23 protein-coding genes are annotated in these 26,461 nt (G+C 68.3%); 19 read left to right on the forward strand and 4 right to left on the reverse strand.

The window, feature by feature from the left end; all coding sequences use genetic code 11:
- The first annotated feature begins 11 nt into the window (after positions 1 to 11).
- From QY325_08165 to meaB, 3 genes are read left to right on the forward strand one after another with little or no spacing between them, the layout of a single operon-like run.
- Positions 12 to 4,814, forward strand: a complete 4,803-nt coding sequence (locus QY325_08165) for a hypothetical protein (protein ID WKZ67890.1) — start codon at positions 12 to 14, stop codon at positions 4,812 to 4,814.
- 60 nt (positions 4,815 to 4,874) lie between these two features.
- Positions 4,875 to 5,447, forward strand: coding sequence for a hypothetical protein (locus tag QY325_08170; protein ID WKZ67891.1), 573 nt, complete (start codon positions 4,875 to 4,877; stop codon positions 5,445 to 5,447).
- 4 nt (positions 5,448 to 5,451) lie between these two features.
- Complete coding sequence (gene meaB / locus QY325_08175) at positions 5,452 to 6,444, forward strand: methylmalonyl Co-A mutase-associated GTPase MeaB (protein ID WKZ67892.1); 993 nt, start codon at positions 5,452 to 5,454, stop codon at positions 6,442 to 6,444.
- On the opposite strand, the gene QY325_08180 is transcribed toward meaB, so the two are convergent.
- Positions 6,416 to 6,952 carry a hypothetical protein gene (locus tag QY325_08180; GenBank protein ID WKZ67893.1) on the reverse strand — a complete coding sequence of 179 codons (537 nt, stop codon included), beginning with the start codon at positions 6,950 to 6,952 and terminating at the stop codon, positions 6,416 to 6,418. The two genes, meaB and QY325_08180, sit on opposite strands and share 29 nt — an antisense overlap.
- A gap of 101 nt (positions 6,953 to 7,053) precedes the next feature.
- Here QY325_08180 and QY325_08185 point away from each other — a divergent pair, with 101 nt between their 5' ends.
- The 5 genes from QY325_08185 to QY325_08205 are packed head-to-tail and all read left to right on the forward strand — an operon-like array spanning position 7,054 to position 12,264.
- Complete coding sequence (locus QY325_08185) at positions 7,054 to 8,238, forward strand: pyridoxal phosphate-dependent aminotransferase (GenBank protein WKZ67894.1); 1,185 nt, start codon at positions 7,054 to 7,056, stop codon at positions 8,236 to 8,238.
- Complete coding sequence (locus tag QY325_08190) at positions 8,235 to 9,230, forward strand: bifunctional ADP-heptose synthase (protein WKZ67895.1); 996 nt, start codon at positions 8,235 to 8,237, stop codon at positions 9,228 to 9,230. Before QY325_08185 ends, QY325_08190 begins: the two co-directional genes overlap by 4 nt.
- Positions 9,227 to 9,949 (forward strand): bifunctional demethylmenaquinone methyltransferase/2-methoxy-6-polyprenyl-1,4-benzoquinol methylase UbiE, encoded by a 723-nt coding sequence (gene ubiE / locus QY325_08195; GenBank protein ID WKZ67896.1) that lies wholly within the window; start codon positions 9,227 to 9,229, stop codon positions 9,947 to 9,949. The genes QY325_08190 and ubiE overlap by 4 nt, the downstream gene beginning before the upstream one ends.
- A 44-nt stretch (positions 9,950 to 9,993) precedes the next feature.
- Positions 9,994 to 10,713 (forward strand): porin family protein, encoded by a 720-nt coding sequence (locus tag QY325_08200; GenBank protein ID WKZ67897.1) that lies wholly within the window; start codon positions 9,994 to 9,996, stop codon positions 10,711 to 10,713.
- A gap of 3 nt (positions 10,714 to 10,716) precedes the next feature.
- Positions 10,717 to 12,264 carry an FAD-dependent oxidoreductase gene (locus QY325_08205; GenBank protein WKZ67898.1) on the forward strand — a complete coding sequence of 516 codons (1,548 nt, stop codon included), beginning with the start codon at positions 10,717 to 10,719 and terminating at the stop codon, positions 12,262 to 12,264.
- A 13-nt stretch (positions 12,265 to 12,277) separates the two neighbouring features.
- On the opposite strand, the gene QY325_08210 is transcribed toward QY325_08205, so the two are convergent.
- On the reverse strand, positions 12,278 to 13,024 hold the full coding sequence (locus QY325_08210) for an RNA methyltransferase (GenBank protein ID WKZ67899.1): 747 nt from the start codon (positions 13,022 to 13,024) through the stop codon (positions 12,278 to 12,280).
- Between the two features lie 98 nt (positions 13,025 to 13,122).
- On the opposite strand from QY325_08210, the gene QY325_08215 reads away from it, so the two are divergent.
- From QY325_08215 to QY325_08265, 11 genes are all read left to right on the forward strand, one after another.
- A complete protein-coding gene (locus QY325_08215; protein WKZ67900.1) occupies positions 13,123 to 15,570 on the forward strand; it encodes a BamA/TamA family outer membrane protein in 2,448 nt (815 codons plus the stop codon).
- A 90-nt stretch (positions 15,571 to 15,660) separates the two neighbouring features.
- Positions 15,661 to 16,716: a class I fructose-bisphosphate aldolase gene (locus tag QY325_08220; protein ID WKZ67901.1), complete on the forward strand. Its 1,056-nt coding sequence runs from the start codon at positions 15,661 to 15,663 to the stop codon at positions 16,714 to 16,716.
- 102 nt (positions 16,717 to 16,818) lie between these two features.
- Positions 16,819 to 17,664, forward strand: coding sequence for an acetyl-CoA carboxylase, carboxyltransferase subunit beta (gene accD, locus QY325_08225; protein ID WKZ67902.1), 846 nt, complete (start codon positions 16,819 to 16,821; stop codon positions 17,662 to 17,664).
- A 74-nt stretch (positions 17,665 to 17,738) separates the two neighbouring features.
- Positions 17,739 to 18,008: a 30S ribosomal protein S15 gene (rpsO, locus tag QY325_08230; protein WKZ67966.1), complete on the forward strand. Its 270-nt coding sequence runs from the start codon at positions 17,739 to 17,741 to the stop codon at positions 18,006 to 18,008.
- Between the two features lie 167 nt (positions 18,009 to 18,175).
- Positions 18,176 to 20,449 carry a polyribonucleotide nucleotidyltransferase gene (locus tag QY325_08235; GenBank protein ID WKZ67903.1) on the forward strand — a complete coding sequence of 758 codons (2,274 nt, stop codon included), beginning with the start codon at positions 18,176 to 18,178 and terminating at the stop codon, positions 20,447 to 20,449.
- Positions 20,450 to 20,583: 134 nt separating this feature from the next.
- A complete protein-coding gene (locus tag QY325_08240) occupies positions 20,584 to 21,450 on the forward strand; it encodes an RNA polymerase sigma factor RpoD/SigA (GenBank protein ID WKZ67967.1) in 867 nt (288 codons plus the stop codon).
- Positions 21,451 to 21,553: 103 nt separating this feature from the next.
- A complete protein-coding gene (rpe, locus tag QY325_08245; GenBank protein WKZ67904.1) occupies positions 21,554 to 22,207 on the forward strand; it encodes a ribulose-phosphate 3-epimerase in 654 nt (217 codons plus the stop codon).
- A 121-nt stretch (positions 22,208 to 22,328) separates the two neighbouring features.
- Positions 22,329 to 22,934, forward strand: a complete 606-nt coding sequence (locus QY325_08250; GenBank protein WKZ67905.1) for a porin family protein — start codon at positions 22,329 to 22,331, stop codon at positions 22,932 to 22,934.
- 33 nt (positions 22,935 to 22,967) lie between these two features.
- On the forward strand, positions 22,968 to 24,125 hold the full coding sequence (locus QY325_08255) for a 5-(carboxyamino)imidazole ribonucleotide synthase (GenBank protein ID WKZ67906.1): 1,158 nt from the start codon (positions 22,968 to 22,970) through the stop codon (positions 24,123 to 24,125).
- 13 nt (positions 24,126 to 24,138) lie between these two features.
- Positions 24,139 to 24,642 (forward strand): 5-(carboxyamino)imidazole ribonucleotide mutase, encoded by a 504-nt coding sequence (purE, locus tag QY325_08260; protein WKZ67907.1) that lies wholly within the window; start codon positions 24,139 to 24,141, stop codon positions 24,640 to 24,642.
- The gene (locus QY325_08265) at positions 24,639 to 25,064 is read left to right on the forward strand and encodes a DNA-binding protein (GenBank protein ID WKZ67908.1); all 426 of its coding nucleotides are present in this window, start codon (positions 24,639 to 24,641) and stop codon (positions 25,062 to 25,064) included. The genes purE and QY325_08265 overlap by 4 nt, the downstream gene beginning before the upstream one ends.
- Positions 25,065 to 25,067: 3 nt before the next feature.
- Here QY325_08265 and QY325_08270 read toward each other — a convergent pair whose 3' ends face one another.
- Both QY325_08270 and QY325_08275 read right to left on the reverse strand, forming a co-directional pair.
- Entirely contained in the window at positions 25,068 to 25,673 is a 606-nt protein-coding gene (locus QY325_08270; protein ID WKZ67909.1) for a L,D-transpeptidase, read from the reverse strand.
- A 35-nt stretch (positions 25,674 to 25,708) separates the two neighbouring features.
- Positions 25,709 to 26,293 (reverse strand): type 1 periplasmic binding fold superfamily protein, encoded by a 585-nt coding sequence (locus tag QY325_08275; GenBank protein ID WKZ67910.1) that lies wholly within the window; start codon positions 26,291 to 26,293, stop codon positions 25,709 to 25,711.
- Positions 26,294 to 26,461 lie beyond the last annotated feature (168 nt).

The following is a 26,461-nucleotide window of genomic DNA, read 5'->3' on the forward strand; positions in this document are numbered from 1 at the left end:
CCGCCCTGCCCATGAGGATCATTACCCTTCGCCGCCCCCTCCTCCGCATCGCAAGCGCCTTCGGCACCGCCCTGGCCCTGATGTGCGCGGCCGGGCCTGAAGCGGCGGCCCAGTGCACCGGTGTGGCCATGGGGGGCACGGCGGCCGTACCCGCCGGCAACTGGAGCCCGGCCACCGTGCCGCCCACGCAGTCGGTGAACCTGAACATGACCACCACGGCGGGCTCCAACCTGGCCACCATCACGGGCTGCAACGCGGTGCTGATCACCAACCTGGCGGCCATCAGCGGCCCCAACGTGCCCGGCGGCACCACCATCAGCGGGGGGGTGTGCGGCGCCAACACCGTGCAGCTGAGCGCCAACGCCACGGTGACGGGCGCGGCCATCCACACCTTCACCATCCCGGCCTACGGCTCCAACGTGCCGCCGGCCAACCAGGGCATCCCCGCGGGCATCAACTGCTCGGTATGCCCCAGCACCTTCACGGCGAGCATCTGCGCCAACCAGTACGTGCAGTTCTATGCCTGCGCCGGCAATGTGTACACGATCAGCATGTGCAGCAGCGCGCCCGCCTCGGATTTCACCCTGAGCGTGACCAACAGCGATGCGGGCTTCACGGCCGTTCCGGTGGGCTACTTCGGATCCACCTTCGACAACGACGGCTGCGGCACCGGCAACGGCCCCAGCACGCTCACCTTCAGCCCGCAGACCTCGGGCACCTTCCGCGCCCGCGTCTTCCAGGACCCCTGCGTGGTGAACACGCTGCTCTGCGGCACCATCAGCATCTCCTGCAGCATCCCCACGCCGCCGCCCAACGACGTGGCGTGCAATGCCATCGCGCTGCCCGTGCCCACGGCCTGCTCCTACCAGCTGGCCGATGCGTCGTGGGGCAACACCGAAACGGGGATCCCCGCCCCGGGCTGCGGCGCCTACTTCGGCCGCGACAGCTGGTACTCGGCGGTGGTGCCCGCCAGCGGCAACCTGCGCATCCAGACCACCCTGGTGAGCGCCAACAGCCTGGGCATGGCGGTGTACACCGCGCCGGCCTGCAACGCCCCGCAGATCAACTGGAGCGTGGTGCTGTGCAGCCCCGGTCCATCGCCCCTGCTGGATGTGAGCGGCCTGGTGACGCCCAACACCACGGTGTACATCCGCGTGTGGCCGAACAGCAACATCGGCAACATGGGCACCTTCAACATCTGCGCCTTCGAGCCCACGCCGCCCTTCAACGACCTGCCCTGCGGCGCCTTCAACCTGCCCACGCCGGCGGTGTGCGCGCCCAACACCTACACCACCGAGTTCGCCACCAATAACATCCCGCTGGGCATCACGGCCGATCCCCCCGGATGCGGCGGCGCCATCAACAACGACGTGTGGTTCGCGGTGACGGTGCCGCCCACCGGCGCCTTCACCATCAACACCTTCGCCGGCAGCATGAGCGACCTGGCCATGGCCTGGTACCGGCTGAACACGGGCGGCTCGCTGTGCAACCCGCCGGGCTTCGCCGGCAACCTCACGCTGATCGCCTGCAACGACGACCAGTTCGCGCCCACCAACCTGATGCCGCGCATCAACAGCCAGACCACCGCGCCGGCCATCACCCCGGCCCTGGTGGCGGGCGAGACCATCTACGTGCGCATCTGGCCGAAGGGCGCCGCCAACACCCCGGCCACCAACGGCACCTTCAGCATCTGCGCCACCGAGAACGTGCCGCCGCCCAACGATGAGGCCTGCGGCGCCATCCCGCTGCCCACCAGCCTCAGCTGCAACCTGATCCCCACCACCAACGAGGGCGCCTCCACCAACAACGCCTACCCCGTTCCGCCCTGCGGGGTGCCGGTGCAGAACGATGTGTGGTACACCTTCACCGTGCCACCCAACGGGCAGATCGAATTCAACACCCAGGCCGTGGGCCTCACCGATGCGGCCTTCGCCCTGTACGAGAGCAGCGGCGGCTGCGCGCCGGCCAACCTCACCCTGGTGACGGCGCCGAATTGCCAGGTCGGCGGCAGCTCCTTCGGAGCGCTCATGCCGCAGCAGCTCTTCGCCGGGCTGAGCGCCTCCACCACCTACTACCTGCGGGTGTGGCGGCAGGGCGGCAATGTGGGCCCCTTCAACATCTGCGCGCGGCAGACGGCGGCGGCGCCCATCAGCGGCTGCGACCTCAACTCCAGCGACAGCGGCGGCCCGCTGGGCAACTACGGCAACAACGAGGTGTATGAGCAGACCTTCTGCCCGGTGAACCCCGGCGATGTGGTGGCCATCGACTTCACCGCCTTCAGCACCCAGGCCAACAACGACTTCCTCACGGTGTACAACGGCCCCAGCACGGCCTCGCCGGTGCTCGGCGTCTTCTCCGGCGGAACGCTGCCCCCGGGCCTCGTCTCCACCGCCGTCGGCGGCTGCCTCACCATCCGCTTCACCAGCAACGCCTCGGTGGTGAGCAGCGGCTGGGTGATCAGCGTGAGCTGCGGCCCGCCCCTGCCGCCCATCCCCGCCGCACCCGCGCCCTGCAACACCACCATCTACGACAGCGGCGGCGCCTCGGGCAACTACACCAACAACGAGTTCGTGACGCAGACCTATTGCCCGCCCACCCCGGGCGAGGTGGTGACGCTCACCTTCACGCAGTTCGCGCTGGAGCAGAACTGGGATTTCCTTACGGTCTTCAACGGCCCCACGGTGGGCGCGCCTTCGCTGGGCACCTTCACCGGCACGAACAACCCCGGCAGCTTCACCAGCACGCACCCCAGCGGCTGCCTCACCATCCGCTTCACCAGCGACGCCAGCATCGTTACGCCGGGCTACGCCGCCACCATCCGCTGCGGGCTGCCCCAGCCGCCGCCGCCCATTCCACCTGTGAACTTGTGCGGTTCTATAGTTTATGATCCTGGGGGGCCAACTAATAACTATCCTAATGCTGTGAACCAGAACCCAAACAACCAAGGTGGAAACGGTTGTTGGGATCCGCCTGGGCCTCAAGGCCCGTGCGCACCGGCAGGACCTTATCCGCCGCCGGCTGGTACTTGGGGGCAATATTGGTCTGAAACTTATTGTCCACCTATCGCAGGTACAGCTGTTACGCTGTCATTCCTCACTTTCGATATGGAGAGTGCCTTCACGAATTGGGATAATGTCTATATCTACAATGGCCCCACGGTAGACCCCTACAACGTGAACGGCACCCAGTTCCTCAGCGGTGCCGGTCTGCCCAATTGTGGAGGACCTGTGGGTTGGTGCAATCAAACGCTCGGGCCTGGAGGCTTCTCAGGATCAGCGAATCCAGGATCATTCACTTCAACTCACCCGAGCGGATGTATCACAATCGCCATGACCAGCGATGATATCGTAAGTTTCTCGGGATGGTCTGCTGTGGTTGAATGCCAGAGCGTCTTCAACCCCAACGCCGACTGCATCTACGCGCTGCGCCTCTATGACAGCTTCGGCGACGGCTGGGCCGGCTCCACCCTCACCGTGGTGGTGAACGGCGGCGCGCCCGCCACCTACACCATCCAAACGGGCACCTTCCAGCAGGTGCTGCTCAGCTTCGACAACGGCGACAACGTGCAGATCACCTACAACGGCGCCGGCTACTTCCCCGGCGACAACTACTGGACGCTGGACCTGGTGGGCACCGAGTACTCGCTCTACCACAGTGCCATCCCGGCGGTGAGCGGGCCGCAGAGCTTCACCATCAACTGCGCCCTGCCCATCGGCCCGCCGCAGGAGGACTGCCCCGGCGCCCAGATCCTGTGCAACACCAACCCGGTGACGGTGCAGACCAGCAACTTCGGCAGCATCGGCGACCTCACCCCCGCCAACAATGGCTGCCTGAGCATCAACGAGCGCCAGGGCGAGTGGTTCGTGTTCCGCGCGGGCGCCGTCACCCCCAGCCTGGGCTTCTCCATCGCCCCCACCGGCAGCGCCGACATCAACTGGGCCATCTGGGGGCCCTACTCCGTGGCCCTTACGGTGGACCAGATGTGCGATGCCATGACCGCGCCGCCCATCCGCTGCTCCTTCGCCACGGCCGCCAGCACCTTCGCGGCCACCGGCAGCTACAATACGGGCATGGGCTCGCCCACCTATTCGGCGCCCCAGTTCAACCCCGCCGCCACGCCCACCTCGCAGGGTGCCGGCGGCAACGGCTGGGTGCCGGGCCTCACCGCCACCCCGGGCGATGTGTACATCCTTTACGTGAGCAACTTCACTCAGAACGGCACGCCCGCCACCCTCACCTGGACCAACGGCACGCTCGACTGCTTCCTGCCGGTGGAACTGCTCAGCTTCGACGCCAAGGCCCTGGAGGATGAGGTGGAGGTGCACTGGAGCACCGCCAGCGAGGTGAACAGCGCCTGGTTCATGGTGCAGCGCTCCGCCGACAACGAAACCTTCGAGACCATCGGGCGCGTGCAGGCGCGCGGCACGGTGAGCAGCCAGACGGACTACGCGTTCACCGACCGCAGCCCGCTGCCCGGCCTCTCGTACTACCGGCTGGAGCAGGTGGACCTCGACGGCACCGTGACCTACACGCACAGCGTGCCTGTCCGCTTCAAGCCGGCCGGCGCCACGCTGCAGCTCTACCCCAACCCGGTGCGCGAGGAACTGAACCTGCTGTTCGAGGCCAGCGTCGGCACCGTGCATTGGCTGGTGCTCGATGCCTCGGGCCGCACGGCGCTCCACGGCAACGCGGGAGCCTCCGATGGCCCGCAGCAGCTGGTGCTCCCCACTGGCGCCCTGGAGTCCGGCGCCTACCTGCTCATCCTCACGCAGGAGGGCAACGAACTGGGCCGCCGCCGCTTCGTGAAGCACTGAGGCGCCGCCCCGCCCACTGGACCTGCGGGCGGCACCGGGCGTACCTTAGCGGCTAGAGCCATGAAGCGCCTGCTGGTCATCCCGCTGCTCCTGCTCGCCCTCGCGGCCCGCGCGGGGGGCGGCGAGCCGCCGGTGGCCACCTACACCTTCGGCATGAGCCTGATGACGGGCATGAACAGCGAGCTCTTCACGCTCTTCATCGTGAAGGAGTTCGAGGGCCGCATCATCCAGACCGAGCCCATCACGCGCGGCCAGTTCATGATGCAGGCGCAGGGCACCGTGCCCAGCAAGGCCAACCCCGGCGGCGTCAACCTGTTCCGCAAGTACGAGGTGGCCGGCTGCCTGCTGCCGCCCGAGCTGGACGACGGCACGCGCACGGTGAGCGACTGCGGCGTGTTCGACGAGCTGTGGAAGCTGCGCTTCTGGGAGTACCCCTTCAAGCAGCGCGAGGGCCAGCACCCCGGCCAGGGCTGGGCCGAGAGCCGCACCCAGCCGAGCCCGCGCCAGATGCTGCTGCTCTCGGGCTACGGCATCAACAGCCTGCACGACCTGGCCTGCGGCGAAGACCTCTTCCGGCTGCTGCGCGACATCGGCGACCCCGACTGGGTGGACAACTACCGCAAGGGCTACTGAGGCCATGGCTGACCTGGACGCGCTGCACGAGGCCCTGCTGCTGGGCGACCGCGCGGCGCTGGGGCGTGCCATCACCTTGGTGGAGAGCCGGCGCGCCGAGGACCGGGCCGCTGCGGCGGAGCTGGTGGAGCGCTGCCGGCCCCGCGCGGGCCATGCGCTGCGGCTGGGCATCACCGGCATACCCGGTGCCGGCAAGAGCACGCTGATCGACGCGCTGGGCCTCTGGCTCATCGGGCAGGGCCATCGGGTGGCCGTGCTGGCCGTCGACCCCAGCAGCGCCCGCAGCGGCGGCAGCATCCTGGGCGACAAGACGCGCATGGAGCGCCTGGCGCAGCGCCCCGAGGCCTTCATCCGCCCCACCGCCGCCGGCGGCACACTGGGGGGCGTGGCACAGCGCACGCGCGAGGCCATCGTGCTGTGCGAGGCCGCCGGCTACGACCGCATCGTGGTGGAGACCGTGGGCACCGGCCAGAACGAGCTGGAGGTGGACCGCATGACCGACCTGAACCTGCTGCTGCTCATCGCCGGCGCCGGGGACGAGCTGCAGGGCATCAAGCGCGGCATCATGGAGAGCGCCGATGCCATCGCCTTCACCAAGTGCGAAGGCGAGGCCCGTGACCGCGCCGAGGCGGCGCGCCGCGAGCTGCGCGGGGCGATCCAGCTGCTGCCGCCGCGGCCCAGCGGCCGGCGGCCGGAAGCGCTGCTCACCAGCGCGCTCACCGGGGCGGGCATCGCCGAGCTGGGAGCGCGCCTGGAGGCCCTGCACGCGCAGGACCTCGCCAGTGGCCTGGTGGACGAGCGGCGGCGCGAGCAGGCGCTGCACTGGATGGAGCAGTCCATCGACCTGGGTCTGCAGGAGGCCTTCTACGCCGATCCGCGCGTGGCACACGCGCTGCCCGCGCTGCGCGAGGCCGTGCGCCGCGGGGAGCGGAGCCCTGTTGATGCCGCGGCCGCGCTGCTCGCGCTCTTCAGAACAGGCGGCGCACCTCTTCCTTGATGGCCACCAGGCCCTCCTGCGAGGGCGTGTGCGAGAGCCGGGAGGCATTCTCGAACACCTTGCGCGACAGGTCGGTGCCCGCCGCCCCTTCGCCCACCTGCTCAAAGCTCATGTTCACCAGGCGGATGGTCTCCTCCTTGGCCTGCCGCACCTTCTGCCAGGCGCGGTCGCTCACGTAGATCTGCTGCGTCACGTTGTGGTCGAACTCCTCGCGGATGGTGGCCACCAGCGCCGATTGCAGGGCCCGGGCATCCATGCTGCCCCGGTGCACGCGCAGCACCAGGGGGCCGGGCTGGATGCGCTCGAGCAGGAGCGTGAGCCGCTCGTAGGCCTGCAGCCGCAGCGGCAGCACCTGCTTGCGGTCGTCCTGCCGCAGCTCGGCCATGCGCTCGGCGCCGCGCTCGGCGGAGCGGGCGCGCAGGAAGTGCCGGATGGTGTAGAACGCGGTGAGGAAGACCACCACGCTGGGCATGATGGCCACCAGGACGAGCACAACGGGATCGTTCATCGTGGGAAAAACGGTGGACGAATATCGGCCAAACGCGGGGGAAGCGCCGGTGCGGGCTTCGTTAGCTTCGCGCCTTCGCCGCCAGCCAGGCGGTGCACGGCATGCATTTATCCCCGCTCGTCCAGTCCATCGTGGAGCCCGCCACACTGCTCATGGCCCGCCGGGCCCGCGAGCTGCGCGCCCAGGGCCGCGACATCATCGACCTCAGCCTCGGCGAACCTGACCACGACCCGCCCGCCTTCGCCCTGGAGGCAGCCCACGAGGCGCTGCGCGGCCCCTGGCACAAGTACCCGCCCGTGAACGGCTTCCTCGATGTGCGCCAGGCCATCGCGGACAAGTTCCAGCGCGACAACGGCCTCGCCTATTCGCCCGAGCAGATCGTGATCAGCACCGGCGCCAAGCACAGCATCATGAACGTGGTGATGAGCCTCTGCGGGCCGGGTGATGAGGTGGTGATCCCGGCACCCTACTGGGTGAGCTACTCCGAGCAGGTGAAGCTGGCCGGCGCCACCCCCGTGCTGGTGCGCAGCACGCTGGAGGAGGACTGGAAGGCGCCGGTGGAGCGCATCGCCGCCGCCATCACGCCGCGCACGCGCCTGCTGATGTTCAGCTCGCCCTGCAACCCCAGCGGCTCGGTGCTCTCCCTGGCCGAGCTGGAGGCGCTGGCCGAGGTGGTGCGCCGCCATCCGGATCTGTACGTGATCTCCGACGAGATCTACGAGCACATCGTCTTCGAGGGCCGCCACCTGAGCTTCGCCGCCCTGCCGGGCATGATGGAGCGCACCATCACCGTGAACGGGCTGAGCAAGGCCTTCGCCCTCACCGGCTGGCGCATCGGCTACATCGGCGCGCCGCTGTGGATCGCGCAGGCCTGCACCAAGATCCAGGGCCAGTTCACCAGCGGCGCCAACAGCATCGCCCAGCGCGTCACCATGGCCTGCGTGGCCGCCGACCCCGCGGTGCTGGCGCCCATGCGCGCCGACTTCCTGCGCCGCCGCGACCTCACCCTGAAGGCCATGGAGGCCATCCCCGGCTGGCGCTGCAATGTGCCGCAGGGCGCCTTCTACCTGATGCCCGATGTGAGCGCCTCCATTGATGGGAGGACCATCAAGGGCTCGGTTGACCTGAGCCTGTACCTGCTCGACGCCGCGGGCGTGAGCCTGGTGGAGGGCCGCTCCTTCGGCGCCGAGGGCACCTTGCGCATCAGCTACGCCACCAGCGACGACAAGCTCACCGAGGCCATGGCGCGCGTAGCGCGGGCCATCGAACAGCTGCGCACGGCATGAGCGGAGCCGGCCGTTTCCTCGATCGCGCCGCAGGCACCACCGTGCTGGTGGTGGGCGACGTGATGGTGGACGCCTACCTCTGGGGCCGCGTGGACCGCATCAGCCCCGAGGCGCCGGTGCCCGTGGTGCAGGTGACGCACCGCAGCGCGCGCCTGGGCGGCGCCGCCAACGTGGCGCTGAACGTGAAGGCCCTCGGCGGCCGCGCGATCATCGCCGCCACCGTGGGCGAGGACGCCAACGCCGACCTCATCACGCGCCTCTTCCACGAGCAGGAGCTGGTCACCGATGGGCTCGTGCGCTCGCCCTTCCGCCGCACCACGGTGAAGACCCGCGTGATCAGCGGTCACCAGCACGTGGTGCGCGTGGACGAGGAGCAGGAGGACGACCTGCGCGCCGAGGACGAGGAGCTGCTGCTGGAGCGCATCGCCCTGGTGATCCGCAACGACCGGCCCGGCGTGATGGTGCTGGAGGACTACAACAAGGGCGTGCTCACCGCCCGCGTCATCGAAGGCGCGGTGGCCCTGGCCCGTGAGGCGGGCATCCCCGTGGCCGTGGACCCGAAGAAGAAGAACTTCCTCGCCTACCGCGGCGTTACCCTCTTCAAGCCCAACCTCAAGGAATTGCGCGAAGGCCTGAAGACCGATGTGGACCCGGCGGACGACGCCAGCGTGGAGCGCGCCGTGCGCAAGCTGGCCGAGCAGCTGGGCAACGCCCTCTCGCTGGTGACCTTGAGCGAGCACGGCGCCTACGTGCACGACGGGGCGCACGGCACGCGCATCGCCGCCCACAAGCGCCGCATCGTGGATGTGAGCGGCGCGGGCGATACGGTGATCGCCGTGGCCGCGCTGTGCCTGGCGCAGGGCCTGCCGCCCGTGCCGATGGCCGCGCTGGCCAACCTGGCCGGCGGCCTGGTGTGCGAGGAGGTGGGCGTGGTGCCCATCGACCGTGAGCGCTTCCGCGCCGAATGCGAACGCCTGGGACTGCCCGCATGACCGTGAAGCCCTACACCGACGAAGGCTCGAAGCGCGAGCAGGTCGAGCACATGTTCGACGCCATCTCGCCGAAGTACGACCTGCTGAACCGTGCCTTCTCCCTGGGCATCGACCAGGGCTGGCGCCGCAAGGTGATCCGCCTGGTGAAGCAGGAGCCTGTGGCGCGGCTCCTCGACGTGGCCACCGGCACGGCCGACCTGGCCATCCTGGCCGCTCGCCGCGGCGCCGCCAGCGAGGTGATCGGCGTGGACATCAGCGAGGGCATGCTGGGCCACGGCCGGCAGAAGGTGAAGGCCGCTGCGCTCGATGCGCGCATCACGCTCCAGCGCGCCGACAGCACCGCACTCCCCTTCGCCGACGGCAGCTTCGACGCGGTGACCGTGGCCTTCGGCGTGCGCAACTTCGAGGACCTGGAGAAGGGCCTGCGCGAGATGCTCCGCGTGCTGCGCCCCGGCGGCCGCCTTTTCGTGCTGGAGTTCAGCAAGCCGCGCCGGGCGCCGATGAAGCAGCTCTTCCGCTTCTACTTCCACCGCGTGATGCCCGCCGTGGGCCGCCTGGTGAGCCGCGACAGCGCCGCCTACACCTACCTGCCCCAGAGCGTGGATGCCTTCCCCGAGGGCGCGGACTTCCTGCGGATTATGGAGCGCTGCGGCGGCCGCGAGGCCCGTGCGCGGCCGCTAACCGGCGGCATCGCCACCCTGTACACCGCGCGCCGCTGATCGCCGTGCGCACGGATCGCGCCCTACTTTCGTTGCCCCCACCGATGATGCGCCCGCTCCTTCTCTGCGCCCTGCTGCTAGCCGGCCATGCCGTGCACGCCCAGCGCGGCAACCGCATCGTGCAGGAGAACCTGCCCAATTTCGACCTGCGCCGTTTCCACTTCGGCTTCCTGCTCAGCTACAACACCAGCGACCTCTTCGTGAAGCTGAAGCCGGACGTACCCTTCCGGGACTCGCTCCTGGTGCTGGACCACATCAAGCAGCCGGGCTTCAACCTGGGCATCGTGGCCAGCTACAACGCCAACAAGAACCTGAGCTTCCGCTTCCTCCCCACCCTGAGCTTCCAGGAGCGCAAGCTGCAGTACCAGTTCCGCCGCGGCGACGGGCGCGTGGTGTACTTCCAGAAGCCCGTGGAGAGCACCTACCTCGAGTTCCCCCTCCTGGCCAAGCTGCGCAGCGACCGCATCAACAACTTCGCGGTGTACCTGCTCGCCGGCGGCAAATTCGCCATCGACATGGCCAGCCAGAAGGACGTGGACAATGCGCTGGACGACGAGATCGTGGTGAAGCTGGCCAAGTACGACTACGCCGCCGAGGTGGGCGGGGGCTTCGACATGTTCCTCCCCTACTTCAAGTTCGGCATCGAGCTCAAGGGAAGCTTCGGCATACCCAACCTGCACATCGACGATGAGACGCGCTTCAGCCGTCCCATCGACAGCATCCGCAGCAAGGCCTTCATCCTCACCTTCACCTTCGAGGGCTGAGCCATGGAGCGCACGGTGGACATCGTGCTGCCCCCCGTGGAGGCCGCCGATCCCGTGCTGGTGCGGCAGGCGGCGGAGGAGGCGGCGGGCCTCGCCCGCGGCCGTTCGCGCACCGCCCGCGTGCTGAAGCGCTCCATCGATGCCCGCAGCCGGCAGCCCCGCATCCGCCTGCGCGTGCTGGTGAGCGATGCGGCGCTCGCCGAGGCGCCCATCGCGCCGCCGGCGCTCCCCGATGCGGGCGCGGCGCCCCCGGTGGTCATCGTGGGCGCGGGGCCCGCAGGCCTCTTCTGCGCGCTGCGCGCGATCGAGCGCGGGCTGCGCCCCATCGTGCTCGAGCGCGGCAAGGACGTGCGCGCCCGGCGCCGCGACCTGGCCGCGATCAACCGGCTGCACACGGTGGACCCCGACAGCAACTACTGCTTCGGCGAAGGCGGTGCCGGCACTTACAGCGACGGCAAGCTGTACACGCGCAGCCACAAGCGCGGCGACGTGGAGGGCGTGCTGCGCACCCTGGTGGCCTACGGGGCCTCGCCCGATATCCTGGTGGATGCGCATCCGCACATCGGCACCAACAAGCTGCCGGGCATCATCACCGCCATGCGCGAGGCCATCCTGGGGGCGGGCGGCGCGGTGCATTTCGGCACGCGCGTCACCGACCTGGTGCTGGAACAGGGCCGTGTGCGCGGCGTGCGCACGGCGACAGGGGCGGAGCACCTGGCCGATGCCGTGGTGCTGGCCACCGGCCATTCGGCGCGCGACATCTTCGGGCTCCTGAGGGCGAAGGGCATCCGCATCGAGCGCAAGGACTTCGCCCTGGGCGTGCGCGTAGAGCACCCGCAGGCCATCATCGACCGGGCCCAGTACCACTGCGCCGTGCGCGACCCCTACCTGCCACCGGCGAGCTACAGCCTGGTACAGCAGGTGGAGGGGCTGGGGGTCTACTCCTTCTGCATGTGCCCGGGCGGCATCATCGCGCCCTGCGCCACCGCGCCGGACGAGGTGGTGACCAACGGCTGGAGCCCCAGCAAGCGCAACAATCCCTTCGCGAACAGCGGCGTGGTGGTGGAGGCGCGGGGGAACTTCGCGGCGGCTGACCCGCTGGCCGGCATGGCCTACCAGCGCGACGTGGAACACGCCGCGTGGATCGCGGGCGGTCGCACCCAGGTGGCACCGGCCCAGCGGCTGGAGGACTTCATCCAAGGGCGCCTCTCTGCGGACCTGCCGGAATGCAGCTATCCGCCGGGCATCCTCTCCCACCGCGTGGACCAGCTGCTGCCGCGCGAGATCGGCCAGCGGCTGCGCGAGGGCTTCAAGGCCTTCGGGCAGAAGATGCGGGGCTACCGCACCAACGAGGCGGTGGTGGTGGCGGTGGAGAGCCGCACGAGCTCGCCGGTGCGCATCCCGCGCGACCCGCAGAGCCTCCAGCATGCGAGCGCGCCGGGACTGTTCCCTTGCGGCGAAGGCGCGGGCTATGCGGGAGGCATCGTGAGCGCCGCGATGGACGGGCAGCGCGTGGCGGATGCAGTGGCGGCCGCCGTGCTGCGCCGCTGAGCTCCTCCCGGGTCTACACAGTGCGCGCTTGCCGCATGAACTCCATGCACAGGGCGCTGGCCGCCATGGCCACGTTCAGCGATTCCGCTTGGCCGGCGCGAGGCACGGCGATTGCCTTGGCCTGCAGCGCCCGCACCGCGGGCGAAGGCCCATGCGACTCGCTCCCCAGGATCAGCACCGCCGGCCGCCGCAGCGCCGCATCGAAGGCCTCGGCGCCCTCCATGGTGGCCAGGTAGAGCCCAGCGCCTGCGGCCCGCAAGCGGTCCAGCTCGGGCGCCAGCACGGCACGGTGCACCGCCACGCGGAACAGCGAGCCCATGCTCGCCTGCACGCACTTGGGGTTGAACTCCTCCACGCAATCGGCGCTGCACAGGATGCGCCGCACCCCGAACCAGTCCGCGATGCGCAGCAGGGTGCCCAGGTTGCCGGGGTCGGCGATGCCATCGAGCGCCAGCACCAGCTCGCTGCTCTCCAAGGGCGCCATGGCGCCCCGGCGCGGCATCTCCGCCACGGCCACCACCTGGTTGCCGCTCTCCAGGGTGCCCATGCGCTCGAGGTCGTGCGCCGCATGCACCTGCACCCCTTCATGCATGATGCGGGCCGCGGCCTCGGCGGTGGCATGGATGGCGCGCACAGGCCAGCCGGAGGCCAGCAGCTCGGCCACCAGCTTAGGTCCCTGCACCAGGAAGAGGCCCTGCTCGGCGCGGTGCTTCTTCTGATGCAGGGCACGCACGGCACGCAGCGCGGGAGCGGTGGTCAAGGCTCGGATATATTTGGCACTGAGCGCAACCAGCGCCCAGTAAGCCGCCGAAATTAGGCAGCACCCTCCTCTCCTTGGGGCTCACCGCGCAGCATATCATGGCAGGACTGGCCGCAGTGGTCCTGCTGGCCGGCTGCGACCCCACCCGGCGGCTTGCCGGCGATGAGGCCCTGCTGAAGCGCAACAAGGTGCACCTGACGGAACGCGCCGATGTGGAGCGCTCGCAGCTCGAGGCGATCATCAAGCAGAAGCCCAACAAGCGGGTGCTCGCGGTGCCCTTCTACCTCCATGTCCACAACCTGCCGGATCCCGCCCGGATACCCGTCTGGCAGGCCCGCAAGAACGCCCGCATCGACCGGGTGAACCTGCGGCGGAAGGCCCGCGGCAAGGACACACTGGCCTACAAGCGGACCCGCGCGGACTGGCTGCGCGAGACCGTGGGCGAGCCGCCCGTGGTGCTCGACACCGGCCTCACCGACCGCAGCAGCGAGCAGATGCGGCTCTACCTGGCGAAGGAAGGCTACTTCCACGCGGCGGTGCAGGACACCGTGACGCTGACCCATCACGCGTGGTACGGCCGGCGGCTGCACCGGCCCAAGGCACAGGTGACCTACACGGTGACCCCCGGGCAGCCCTACCGGCTGCGCACGATCCGGTTCGAGGTGGACGATACGCGCATCAAGCACCTTGTAGCCTCGGCTTGGGAGGCCTCGTTGCTGAAGCCGGGCGACCGGTTCGACGGTGACCGGCTCGATGCCGAGCGGACCCGCATCTCCGATCACCTGCGGGGCGAGGGCTACCTCTACTTCCACCGCGACCTGATCCAGTACAACGCGGACACCACGGCAGGGGGCCGGCAGATCGACCTGACGCTCTCCTTCGAGCGGCCTGTTGCCCGCCACGAGCGCGGGTTGGCCGGCACCCCGGAAGCGACGGTCTACGACATCCGGGAGGTGTACGTGAGCACCTTCCGCAGCGCCCGCGGCAGCGTGGCGGGGTCGGACACCCTGCGGGAGAGCGGGTACACCTTCCTCTTCCACGACCGGCTGCGCTACCGCACCAAGGCGCTCCTGCACCCCCTCTTCATCCACCCCGGGGCGCGCTTCGACCACCGCCTGACGGACCGGACCTACCGGCGCCTGGTGAGCACCGGCGTATTCGATCGGGTGGACATCGCCTACGACACCACCGGGGCCATGGGGCGCGGCTTGGCCGATGCACGCATCTCGCTGCTACCCGGCAAGCAGCAGACCCTTTCCACCGAGGGCTTCTTGACCAACCGCGGCGGCGTATTGGGCACCTCGGTCAACGTGGGATACCGCCATCGCAACCTCTTCGGTACGCTCGGCTCGCTGCAGGCCCAGGTGAGCGTGGGCCTCGAGGCCCAGCAGCGGATCGCCGGCGGCGGCGGCGCCGAGCAGAGCACGGGCGATGTGCGCTCCCTGACGGCCCTGAACACCGTGACCATCGGCCCCGAGGTCACCCTCTCCTTCCCGCGCCCCTTCGCCGGGCTGTTCAGCAAGTCGAGCGGCTCCATGCTGCTGGTGAACGCGCTCTTCAACTACCAGCGCCGTCCCGACTTCACGCGCGACCTGCTCAAGCTCTCGGCGGGGGTGCAATGGCAGGAATCGCGGGCCAACACCATCGGGCTGTTCCCGATCGAGCTCAATACCATCCGCATCCCGCAGATCTCCGATGCGTTCCGGGACTACCTGGTCCGCTCGAACAACCCGGTGCTGCTGAACAGCTACACCGACTACCTCATCGCAAGCATGCGCGGCACCCTGCAGCACAATGCCCCCGACGCCTCCGCGCGGCGCAACGCCTTCTACGCGCGCACCGTGCTGGAATGGGCGGGCCACCCCCTGCTCCTGCTCATGGCCGAGGATGCCCGCGACACCACCGGCACCGAATTCCGCACCGTGGCCGGTGTGCGCTACGCGGAGTACATCAAGGGCGAGGTGGACCTGCGCTGGCGGCGCACCCTGCACGAGCGCAGCAGCCTGGCCTTCAGGCTGGCGGGCGGCGCTGCCCTGCCTTACGGCAACCTGGGCGTACTGCCCTTCGAGAGCAGCTTCTTCGTGGGCGGGGCCAACGGCCTGCGTGCCTGGCGGGCGCGCTCCATCGGCCCGGGCTCCTTCAGCGAGCCGCTGGTGGCCTTCGACCGCATCGGCGAGATGCGCCTGGAGGGCAACGCCGAATACCGCTTCAAGCTCATCGGCTTCCTCGAGGGCGCACTCTTCGCCGATGTGGGCAACATCTGGAACCTGCGCAGCAATGCGCAGCAGCCCGGCGCGGCCATCAGCTCCGACTTCCTGAGCGAGCTGGCGGTGGGCACGGGCGTGGGCGCGCGGTTCAACTTCGACTTCTTCATCGTGCGATTCGACCTGGGCCTGCAGACCAAGGACCCCTCACTGCCCAAGGGCGAGCGCTGGCTCTTCCAGCCGAAGGAGGGCCACGAGGCACGCATGGCTCTGCTCACGGGAACGGCCTACAGCTATCGGCCGGAGGTCAACTTCAACCTGGGAATCGGCTATCCGTTCTGAGGGCGTGCGCCGGCCGGCCTGCCCGTCATGCTTGCCGCCCTTCCCTACATTCGCGGCCGCGGTAAACGGAATCCACCGCATCTGCCGACCATGAGCAAGATCGAAGAACTCCTCGGCGCCGACGCCAAGAGCCTGCTGGGACACCAGTGCAAGACCATCGACAAGGGCGCGCTCAACCTGCCGGGCCCGGATTTCGTGGACCGCTGCTTCATGCAGAGCAACCGCAGCCCCCAGGTGCTGCGCAGCCTGCAGGCCCTCTACGGCACGGGCCGCCTGGCCAACACCGGCTACATGAGCATCCTCCCGGTGGACCAGGGCATCGAGCACAGCGCCGCGGCCAGCTTCGCCCCCAACCCCATCTACTTCGACGGGGAGAGCATCGTTAAGCTCGCCATCGAAGGCGGCTGCAACGCGGTGGCCAGCACCTACGGCGTGCTGGGCAGCGTGGCGCGCAAGTACGCCCACCGGATCCCCTTCATCGTGAAGATCAACCACAACGAGCTGATGACCCTGCCGAACAAGTTCGACCAGGTGCTCTTCGGCACGGTGGAGAGCGCGTGGGACATGGGCGCGGTGGCTGTGGGCGCGACCATCTACTTCGGGAGCGACGAGAGCACCCGGCAGATCACCGAGATCGCCGAGGCCTTCCAGCTCGCTCACGAGCTGGGCATGGCCACTATCCTGTGGTGCTACCTGCGCAACCCGGGCTTCAAGAAGGATGGCGTGGACTACCACACCGCCGCCGACCTCACCGCACAGGCCAACCACCTCGGTGTCACCATCCAGGCGGACATCATCAAGCAGAAGCTCCCCGAGGTGAACGGCGGCTACAATGCGCTGAGCGGCTACGGCAAGACGCATAAGAAGGTGTACAGCGACCTGACCACCGACCACCCGATCGACCTGTGCCGCTACCAGGTGGCCAACTGCTACATGGGCCGCATCGGCCTGATCAACAGCGGTGGCGCCAGCAGCGGTGCCGGCGACATGGCCGAGGCCGTGAGGACCGCCGTGATCAACAAGCGCGCCGGGGGCCAGGGCCTCATCAGCGGCCGCAAGGCCTTCCAGCGCCCCATGGGCGAAGGCGTGCAGCTGCTCAACGCGATCCAGGACGTGTACCTGGACAAGGGCATCACCATCGCCTGATCCGGGGAGGACCGGGCAATGGCTGAAGGCGAGCATCCCCGCCTCATCCCAGGCCCGGCCCCGCGGCACAGGAACTAACTTCGTCATCCCGAACACGCACCCATGGGCTGGTTCACACGCACCAAGGAAGGCATCACCACCTCCACGGAGGAGAAGAAGGAGACGCCGGAGGGCCTCTGGTACAAGTGCCCGAGCTGCGATGAGATCGTGACCAGCGAGGACCACGAGAACAACCTCTGGGTCTGCGCGAAGTGCAGCTACCACGAGAAGATCGGCAGCGCGGAGTACTTCGCCATCCTCTTCGATGACCAGAAGTACACGGAGGTCGGCGCCGACCTGGTCGCCGGCGACCCGCTCGCCTTCGAGGACACGAAGAAGTACACCGACCGCTTGGTGAGGACGCGCAAGGAGACGGGGCTGAACGATGCCCTGCGCGCCGCCGAGGGCAAGCTGGACAAGCACTCGGTGGTGATCGCCTGCATGGACTTCCGCTTCATCGGCGGCAGCATGGGCAGCGTGGTGGGCGAGAAGATCGCCCTGGCCGCCGACCAGGCCTTGAAGCGCAAATGCCCGCTGGTGATCATCAGCAAGAGCGGCGGCGCCCGGATGATGGAGGCCGGCTTCTCCCTGATGCAGATGGCCAAGACCAGCGCGAAGCTGGCGCAGCTGGCTGCGAAGAAGCTGCCCTACATCAGCATCCTCACCGACCCCACCACCGGGGGCGTCACCGCCAGCTTCGCCATGCTGGGCGACCTGAACATCGCCGAGCCCAAGGCCCTGATCGGCTTCGCCGGCCCGCGTGTGGTGAAGGAGACGATCGGCCGCGACCTGCCCGAGGGCTTCCAGACCAGCGAATTCGTATTGGAGCACGGCTTCTTGGACAAGATCGTGGAGCGCAAGGACCTGAAGGCCACCCTGAGCCGGCTCTTCACCCTATTCCGGAGCTGATACCCAGTATTTTACGCCGGAGCGGTGGCGGGTAAGGCTCCTCCGCTTATCTTCGCGGCCTGTTACGAATGACCATGTACCTGACCACGGAGGCCAAGAAGGCCATTTTCAAGGAGCACGGCGGCAGCGAGACGAACACCGGTGGGGCCGAGAGCCAGATCGCGCTGTTCACCAAGCGCATCGACCACCTGACCGGGCACCTGAAGCAGAACAAGAAGGACCACGGCACCGAGAAGGCGCTGATGGACCTGGTGGGCAAGCGCAAGCAGCTGCTCAACTACCTGAAGACGCACGACATCGAACGCTACCGGGCCATCATCGGCAAGCTCGGGCTGCGCAAGTGAGCCGGCACATGGCCGCCCACGCGGCACCGGCATCTGTATCCTGATCGAAGGGGGGCGATCGCGAAACGGTCGCCCCTTCTCTTTTGGATCCACCGGCCGCCGAGAACGGGGGCCTTATTGAGGAGAAACACAACCACAAAACCGGCGCGAAAGGCGCGCCCAAGAACATGAGACCACAAGGCATCACCAAGACCATCGACCTGGGCGATGGCAAACCCCCGATCATCATCGAGACCGGCGTCCTGGCCAAGCAGGCGGACGGCAGCGTAACGGTGCGGATGGGCGACACCATCCTGCTGGCCACCGTGGTGGCCACCAAGGAGGCCCGCGAGGGCATCGACTTCCTCCCCCTCCAGGTGGAGTACCGCGAGAAATTCAGCGCTGCCGGACGCTTCCCCGGCGGCTTCTTCAAGCGCGAGAACCGCCCCAGCGACCACGAGATCCTCGTGAGCCGCCTGGTTGACCGCGCGCTGCGCCCGCTCTTCCCCGACGATTTCCACGGGGACACGCAGGTGCAGGTGATGCTGATGAGCACCGACAAGAAGAACCACAGCGACGCCCTGGCCTGCCTGGCCGGCGCCGCCGCCCTGGCCGTGAGCGACATCCCCTTCGGCGGGCCGGTGAGCGAGGTGCGTGTGGCCCGCATCGATGGCCGTATCGTCATCAACCCCGATATGGAGGAGGTGGCCAAGGCCGACATGGACCTGATCGTGGCCGCCACCGAGCGCGACATCCTGATGGTGGAGGGCGAGATGAAGGAGGTGCAGGAGGCCGACATGATCGAAGCGATCAAGGCCGCCCACGAGGCCATCAAGGTGCACTGCCGCGTGCTCAACGAGCTCAGCGCCGCTGTGCCCAAGAGCCAGACGAAGCGCACCTACAGCCACGAGCACAACGACCCCGCCGTGGAGCAGCTGATCCACGACTTCTGCTACCAGCGCTTCTACGACATCGCGCTGGTCCCCTCCGCCAAGGAGCAGCGGCATGAGAGATTCAACGCCGTGAAGGAGGAGTGCCTGGCCACGCTGACCGACGAGCAGAAGGCTGACAAGGCCATGCTGGCGCGCTTCTTCAAGAAGACGCAGAAGAAGGCCGTGCGCAACGTGGTGCTCGACAAGGGCATCCGCCTCGACGGCCGCAAGACCACCGAGATCCGCCCCATCTGGTGCGAGATCGACATGCTGCCCGGCACGCACGGCAGCGCCATCTTCACCCGGGGCGAGACGCAGGCCATCAACACGGTGACCTTGGGCAGCAGCATGGATGAGCAGACCATCGACCTCGCCACCCGCAAGGGCAGCGAGCGCTTCATGCTCCACTACAACTTCCCCAGCTTCAGCACCGGTGAGGTGAAGCCCATCCGCGGGCCCGGACGCCGCGAGGTGGGCCACGGCAACCTGGCGCTGCGCGCCCTGAAGCCGGTGATCCCCGGAACGGAGTCCAACCCCTACACCATCCGCCTGAACTGCGACATCCTGGAGAGCAACGGCAGCAGCTCCATGGCCACCGTATGCAGCGGCACCCTGGCCCTGATGGACGCCGGCGTGAAGATCACCGCCCCGGTGAGCGGCATCGCCATGGGCATGATCAGCGACGGCAAGCGCCATGCGATCCTCAGCGACATCCTCGGCGACGAGGACTTCCTGGGCGACATGGACTTCAAGATCTGCGGCACCGCCAAGGGCATCACCGCCACGCAGATGGACATGAAGGTGGACGGCCTGCCCTACGAGGTGCTGGCACAGGCGCTCGAGCAGGCGCGCCAGGGCCGCATGCACATCATGGGCGAGATGCTCAAGACCATCGACAAGCCGCGCGCCGACTACAAGGACCATGCGCCGCGCATCATCACCATCACCATTCCGAAGGAGAGCATCGGCGCGGTGATCGGACCCGGCGGCCGCGTGATCCAGGAGATCCAGGCCGAGACGGGCGCCCACATCAGCATCGACGAGATCGACGGCATGGGCCATGTGGAGATCATGAGCGAGAACAAGGCGAGCATCGACGCCGCCCTGGCCCGCGTGAACGCCATCGCCAACCCGCCGCAAGCGGAGGTGGGCGCCACCTACAAGGGCAAGGTGAAGACCATCATGCCGTATGGCGCCTTCGTGGAGGTGCTGCCCGGCACCGATGGCCTGCTGCACGTGAGCGAGCTGGACTGGAAGCGCATCGAGCGCGTGGAGGATGTGCTGAAGGAAGGCGACATGGTCGAGTTCCAGGTGGTGGGCAAGGACCCGCGCAGCGGCAAGCTGAAGCTGAGCCGCCGCGTGCTGCTGCCCAAGCCCGAGGGCTGGGTGGACCGCGAGCCCGCCATGGCCGGTGAGCGCCGCGACCGTGGCGACCGCCCGCGCCGCGATGACCGCCCCCGCCGTGACGACCGCCCGCGCCGCGACGACCGGCCCCGCCGCGATGACGGCGGCGAGCCCAGCCACAACTGAGGCCCGCCCGGATGATTCCATGCGAAGGCCGCCCCCAGGGGCGGCCTTCGCCGTTCGGCGCAGCATCGGTAACCCTGCCCCGAGCGCCGCCGTTCAAAGCGCCTCATCCCATATCCCACGCCCGAATGGCACGCATGCGTCAGTTGAAGATCGTGAAGCAGGTGACGAACCGCGACACCCCGTCCCTGGACAAATACCTCCAGGAGATCGGCAAGGTGAAGCTCATCACCGCGCAGGAGGAGGTGGAGCTGGCGCGCCGCATCAAGCAGGGCGACAACGATGCCCTGGAGGCCCTCTGCAAGGCCAACCTGCGCTTCGTGGTCTCCGTGGCCAAGCAGTACCAGGGCCAGGGCCTGAGCCTGCCGGACCTGATCAGCGAAGGCAACCTCGGCCTCATCAAGGCGGCCGGCCGCTTCGACGAGACACGCGGCTTCAAGTTCATCAGCTATGCCGTGTGGTGGATCCGCCAGCAGATCCTGCAGAGCCTGGCCGAGCAGGCCCGCATCGTGCGCCTGCCCCTGAACAAGATCGGCTCCATCAACAAGATCAACAAGGCCTTCGCCAAGCTGGAGCAGGAGCACGAGCGCCCGCCCACCGCCCATGAGCTGGCCGAGGTGCTGGAGATGACCCTTGAGGAGGTGAAGACCAGCCTCAACAACACCGGCCGGCACCTGAGCATGGATGCCCCCTTGCGCGACGACGGCGACAGCGGCACCATGATGGATGTGATGTCGAACGACGACCTCCCCAGCCCGCTGGAGAGCCTGATGACCGACAGCCTCAGGAACGAGATCGAGCGCAGCCTGCGCGCGCTGGCCGGCCGCGAGGCCGATGTGATCCGCCTCTATTTCGGGCTCAACGGCAACCAGCCGCACACCTTGGAGGAGATCGGCCAGAAGTTCGACCTCACCCGCGAGCGTGTGCGCCAGATCAAGGAGAAGGCGATCCGCCGCATGAAGCATACGAGCCGAAGCAGCGTGCTGAAGGCCTACCTGGGCTGAAGGGTACCTCATTGTCGGTTGTCAGTTGCCGGTTGCCGGGGTGTGTTGTACCCGGTAATGGACAGCTGACAACTGCTTTTCAGGGTCCACCTACCTTCGCGCCATGCCCCACCTCCTCGCCCCCTCCCTGCTCTCCGCCGACTTCGCCGAGCTGGGCGCAGCGGTCCGGCTCATCGAGGAGAGCGATGCGGGCTGGCACCACATCGACGTGATGGACGGCGTCTTCGTGCCCAACATCAGCTTCGGCCTGCCCGTGATCAGGAGCATCCGCAAGCATGCGAGGAAGCCCTTCGATGTGCACCTGATGATCGTGGAGCCCGATAAGTACATCGGCGCGTTCCGCGATGCGGGCGCGGACCACCTCACCGTGCATTACGAGGCCTGCCCGCACCTGCACCGCAGCATCCAGGCCATCAAGGCGGCAGGCATGAAGGCGGGCGTGGCCATCAATCCCCACACGCGTGTCGACCTGCTCGAGGACGTCCTCGCCGACATCGACCTCGTCTGCCTCATGAGCGTGAACCCCGGATTCGGCGGCCAGCGGTTCATCGAGCGGACCTACGAGAAGATCGCCGCGCTGAAGCTGCTGCGCAGCAGGACCGGGTCCGCTGCCCTGATCGAGATCGACGGTGGCGTGGATGCGGGCAACGCCGCGCGGCTGGCGGATGCCGGCGCCGATGTGCTCGTGGCCGGCAACAGCGTGTTCGGAGCGGGGGATCCGCGCTCGGCCATCACTCAGTTGGCCGCCGCGCGGTGAGCGCATCCGTCGTAGCCTTGGCCCGATCCGTGGGCGACCGGGCGACGATCGGCGAATTGCCGGCCATTGCGGAAACCCGCGGGGACCTGGCCTGCGTAAAGCACCCGTGAAACCGGTCCCGATGCGTCCCCTGCTGCTCCCCCTGCTCGCCCTCACCGCAGCGCCCCTGTGCGCGCAACGCTCCGGCCTCGGCGTGAAGGGCGGCATCCTGGCCTGTGAGACACGCACCGGAGCGGTATCCACCCGCATGATCCCCGGCGGGGCCGCTGGCGCCTATTTCGCGCTGCGGGCGGCTCCGCGCATGGAGATCCAGCCGGAGCTGCTCATCACGGCTCTGGGCTCCGGCTACACCCTGCCCGATGGCGACCGCAGCAGCGTGCGCACGCTGTACGCCCAGGTTCCGCTGTCCGTCAAGCTCTACGTGGGCAACGCGTTCAACGTGCAAGGCGGCTTCCAGGTGGGACGCCTGCTGCTGGCGCAGCAGCACGGCCCCGAGGGCGATGCCGACGTGACGTCCAGCTACAAGAGCTGGGATCAGGGCCTCATCCTCGGCGCCGGCGTGGACCTCGTGAGCGGCCTCGACCTGGGCGTGCGCTACTACAACGGGCTCTCCACCATCCTCGCGGATGACCAGGCCATCTTCCCGCGCAACCGGTCGCTGATGCTCTCGGCCGGCTACCGCATCACCGGCATGCGGGCCCCAAAGCTGATCCGCAAGCGCCACTGAGCGCTCCGGTGCCACCGGGTATCTTCGCCCCCGATGGCCAAGGCACCCGTCATCGCATTGCTGGGCGGCGGCCAGTTGGGCCGCATGTTCATCGAGAATGCCCTGCGCTACGGCGTGGCGGTGCATGTGCTCGATCCGGACGCCAAAGCACCCTGCGCAGGGATCGCCACGCGCTTCGTCACCGGCGATTTCCGCGACCGCGACACGGTGCTGGCCTTCGCCCGGGATGCGGATGTCGTCGGCATCGAGATCGAGCAGGTCTCCGTGGAAGCGCTGGAGGCGCTCCAGCGCATGGGCAAGCGCGTCATCCCCGACCCCGGGGTGCTCCGAATCATCCAGGACAAAGGGCTGCAGAAGCGCTTCTATGCCGAGCACGGCATACCCACCGCCCCCTTCGCGCTCATCGAGGCGCCCGGCGGGATCGCTGCGCATGCCCGGCTGCTGCCCGCCTTCCTGAAGACGCGGACGGGCGGATACGACGGGAAGGGCGTGATGCCCATCGACACGGTAGCGGATGCTGCCAAGGCCTTCGACGCACCGGCGGTGCTCGAGGAGCGCGCTGACATCGCGCTCGAACTGGCCGTGATCGTGGTGCGCAACGAAAAGGGCACCGAGGCCGTGTACGACCCCGTGGAGATGGTCTTCGACCCGCGGCTCAATCTGGTGGACCACCTGAGGGCGCCGGCCCGCATACCGCATCACACGAGCGATGCGGCGCGCCGGCTCGCGAAGCGCGTGGCGGAGGCCTTCGGCGCGCCCGGGCTGTATGCCGTGGAGATGTTCCTGACCAAGGATGATGAGCTGCTCGTGAACGAGACGGCGCCCCGCGCCCACAACAGCGGCCACCACACCATCGAGGCCTGTGCCAGCTCCCAGTTCGACCAGCTGCTGCGGGTCTACATGGGATGGCCGCTGGGCGATACGGCCTTGCGGGGCCGCGCGGCCATGATCAACCTGGTGGGCGAAGGCGGAACCGGCGAACCCGAGGTGAAGGGCCTGGACGACATCCTGCACATCCCTGGCACCTTCGTGCACCACTACGGCAAGCACGAGACGCGCACCGGCCGGAAGATGGGCCATGTGACCGCGATCGCCGCGGACGACTCCGGCCTGGACCAGGCCATCGCCGTCACCAAGGTGCATGGGCGCGTGGTACCGCGCACCTCTCCCCCGAGCAACGCAACAACCTGACAACCCCAACCGCATGGTAGGCATCATCATGGGCAGCCGCAGCGATCTGGAGACGATGCGCGAGGCCGTGGACACGATGAAGGAATTCGGCGTACCGCATGAGCTCACGGTGGTGAGCGCGCACCGCACGCCCGACCGCATGTTCGCCTACGCCAAGGGCGCTGCCGCGCGCGGCGTGAAGGTGATCATCGCCGGAGCCGGAGGCGCCGCGCACCTGCCGGGCATGGTGGCCTCGCTCACCACCCTTCCTGTCATCGGCGTGCCCATCAAGAGCCGGAACAGCATCGATGGCTGGGATTCGCTCCTCAGCATCGTGCAGATGCCGGCCGGCGTGCCGGTGGCCACCGTGGCGGTGAATGGCGCGCGCAACGCAGGGCTGCTGGCGGTGCAGATCCTCGCCATCCACGATGCGCAGCTCGCCGGCCGGCTGGCCGCCTTCAGGGGCGAGCAGGAGGACCGGGTGCGCGATGGCATCGCCGCACTCAAGCAGCAGTTCCCCAACGGCTTCGACGCATGATCACGGCCGCCGGCAGGCCCTATGCGCTGCATGCCCTGCGCTTGCTGCCCGGCGCCGATGTGAGAGCGACGCTGCGCGACTGGGCCCATCAGAACGGCTTGGAGGCCGGCGTGATCGTGAGCGCGGTGGGCAGCCTGAGCATCGCAGCATTGCGGTTCGGGGGGCGCTCATCCGCCGAATCCATCAGCGGCGACCTGGAAGTGTGCGCGCTCAGCGGCACCTTGTCACGGCATGGGCTGCACCTTCATCTGGCCGTGGCCGACAGCGAGGGGCGCATGAGCGGCGGCCACCTGCTGGAGGGCTCCCTTGTCCGCACCACCTTGGAGGTGGTCATCCAGGAGATCGGGGGCATGCGCTTCGCGCGACGGCGCGATGAGCGCACGGGATACGACGAACTCTTCCCGGAAGCCATCGTGCCCTGAGCCTCACGGCACCACCTCGATCAGGGTGCGTCCCGGGATGATCCAGGGGTAGATCTCGTCCACGTCGGCATTGCGCAGGGCGATGCAGCCCCAGGTCCAATCGGCGCCGGCTGTGATCCAATGGTCCATGCCCTCCGGCACGCCATGGATGCCGATCTCCCCGCCGATATCCCTGCCGGCCGGAATCAGCCCCTTCGCCTTCCGCTCACGATAGCGCCTCCAGCTTTCGGCATTGGGGTAATCGAGCCAGATGAAACGGTGCCAGCGGTCGTGAACGCGCTTGCCACGGATGCCGAAGACGCCCTCGGGGGTGCGGCGGTCGCCTTGATGCCGCTTGTCGCCCTCAGGCACCTCGCCGAGCACGCAGGGATAGCTCTTCACCACCGCACCGCCCGCCAGCACGGAGAAGCGGCGCTCGCTCTTTTCGACCCGGAAGGACACCTCGGCGGGCCGCGCCACGAAGGTGTCCAGCAGGGCCTGCAGCGTCGCGCGCTCGCGCTGTTCGGTGGCTGCTGCGGGCGCTTCCGGAGGGGAACCGCCGCTCTGGCAGGCCAGCAAGGCCGGCACCGCCCAGGCCAGGAGGAGGGGCGCGATGCGCGCTCGCTTCATGGCCATGCAATGCGCTCCCCCTTCCGGCGTAACGGCTATTGGATGACCAGCGGGAAGGTCACCTCGATATCGGTCTCGCCGCCCGCATTGGTGATGTCGCCGGCCGCAACGCCAGGCGCGCCCTTGTTCGGTTCGTGGCGCAGGGTGACGGTGATGGTGCCGGTGCTGGATGCGCCGGTGATGGCCGTATTGAGCACGCCGACTGGCTGGCCGTTGGCATCCTGGTCGGCGTAGGCCACAGTCATCGCCGCGCCGCTCACCTGGAAGAAGAACTGGTGTTCCTCGTCCTCGGCCTGCACTTCATGGGTCACCGTGTCGGCGGGGTTGACGCTCTCATCGAGCAAGCCCACGAGCAGCCCAAAGGTGCGCCCGGCGGGCAGGGTGTCGATGTGCAGCACGGCTGCGGCACCGCCGTCGCCGTCGCTATCGGTGAAGCGCAGCTCGTAGGTCTGCGACGGGTCGGCGATGTCGGCGAAGGTGAGGATCAGCGTGGTGATGAGCTCCTCCTCATTCGGCGGGCCGCCTCCGGAAGGACGGTTCGGCTCCTCCTCCTTCTTGCAGGCGGTGAGGCTGGCGGCAGCGGCCATGGCGATGGCCAGAATGATGCGGTTGGTCTTCATGGTCTTCGGGTTTCAAGGTTCTTTGTCGATTCTGCTGCTTCGATTGCTGTTGCGTGCCCGCTGCGCGGTGGCGCGCGGGCCGGCGATGCAGGCGGTGCGGCCGGCTGAAGGGCATTCGCTTGCACCGGCATCGGTGATGGACGGCGCGGCGCGCAGTGTGAGGCGATG

The organism is Flavobacteriales bacterium, from assembly GCA_030584065.1.
In the GTDB taxonomy this organism is placed as follows: Bacteria; Bacteroidota; Bacteroidia; order Flavobacteriales_F; family PHOS-HE28; genus PHOS-HE28.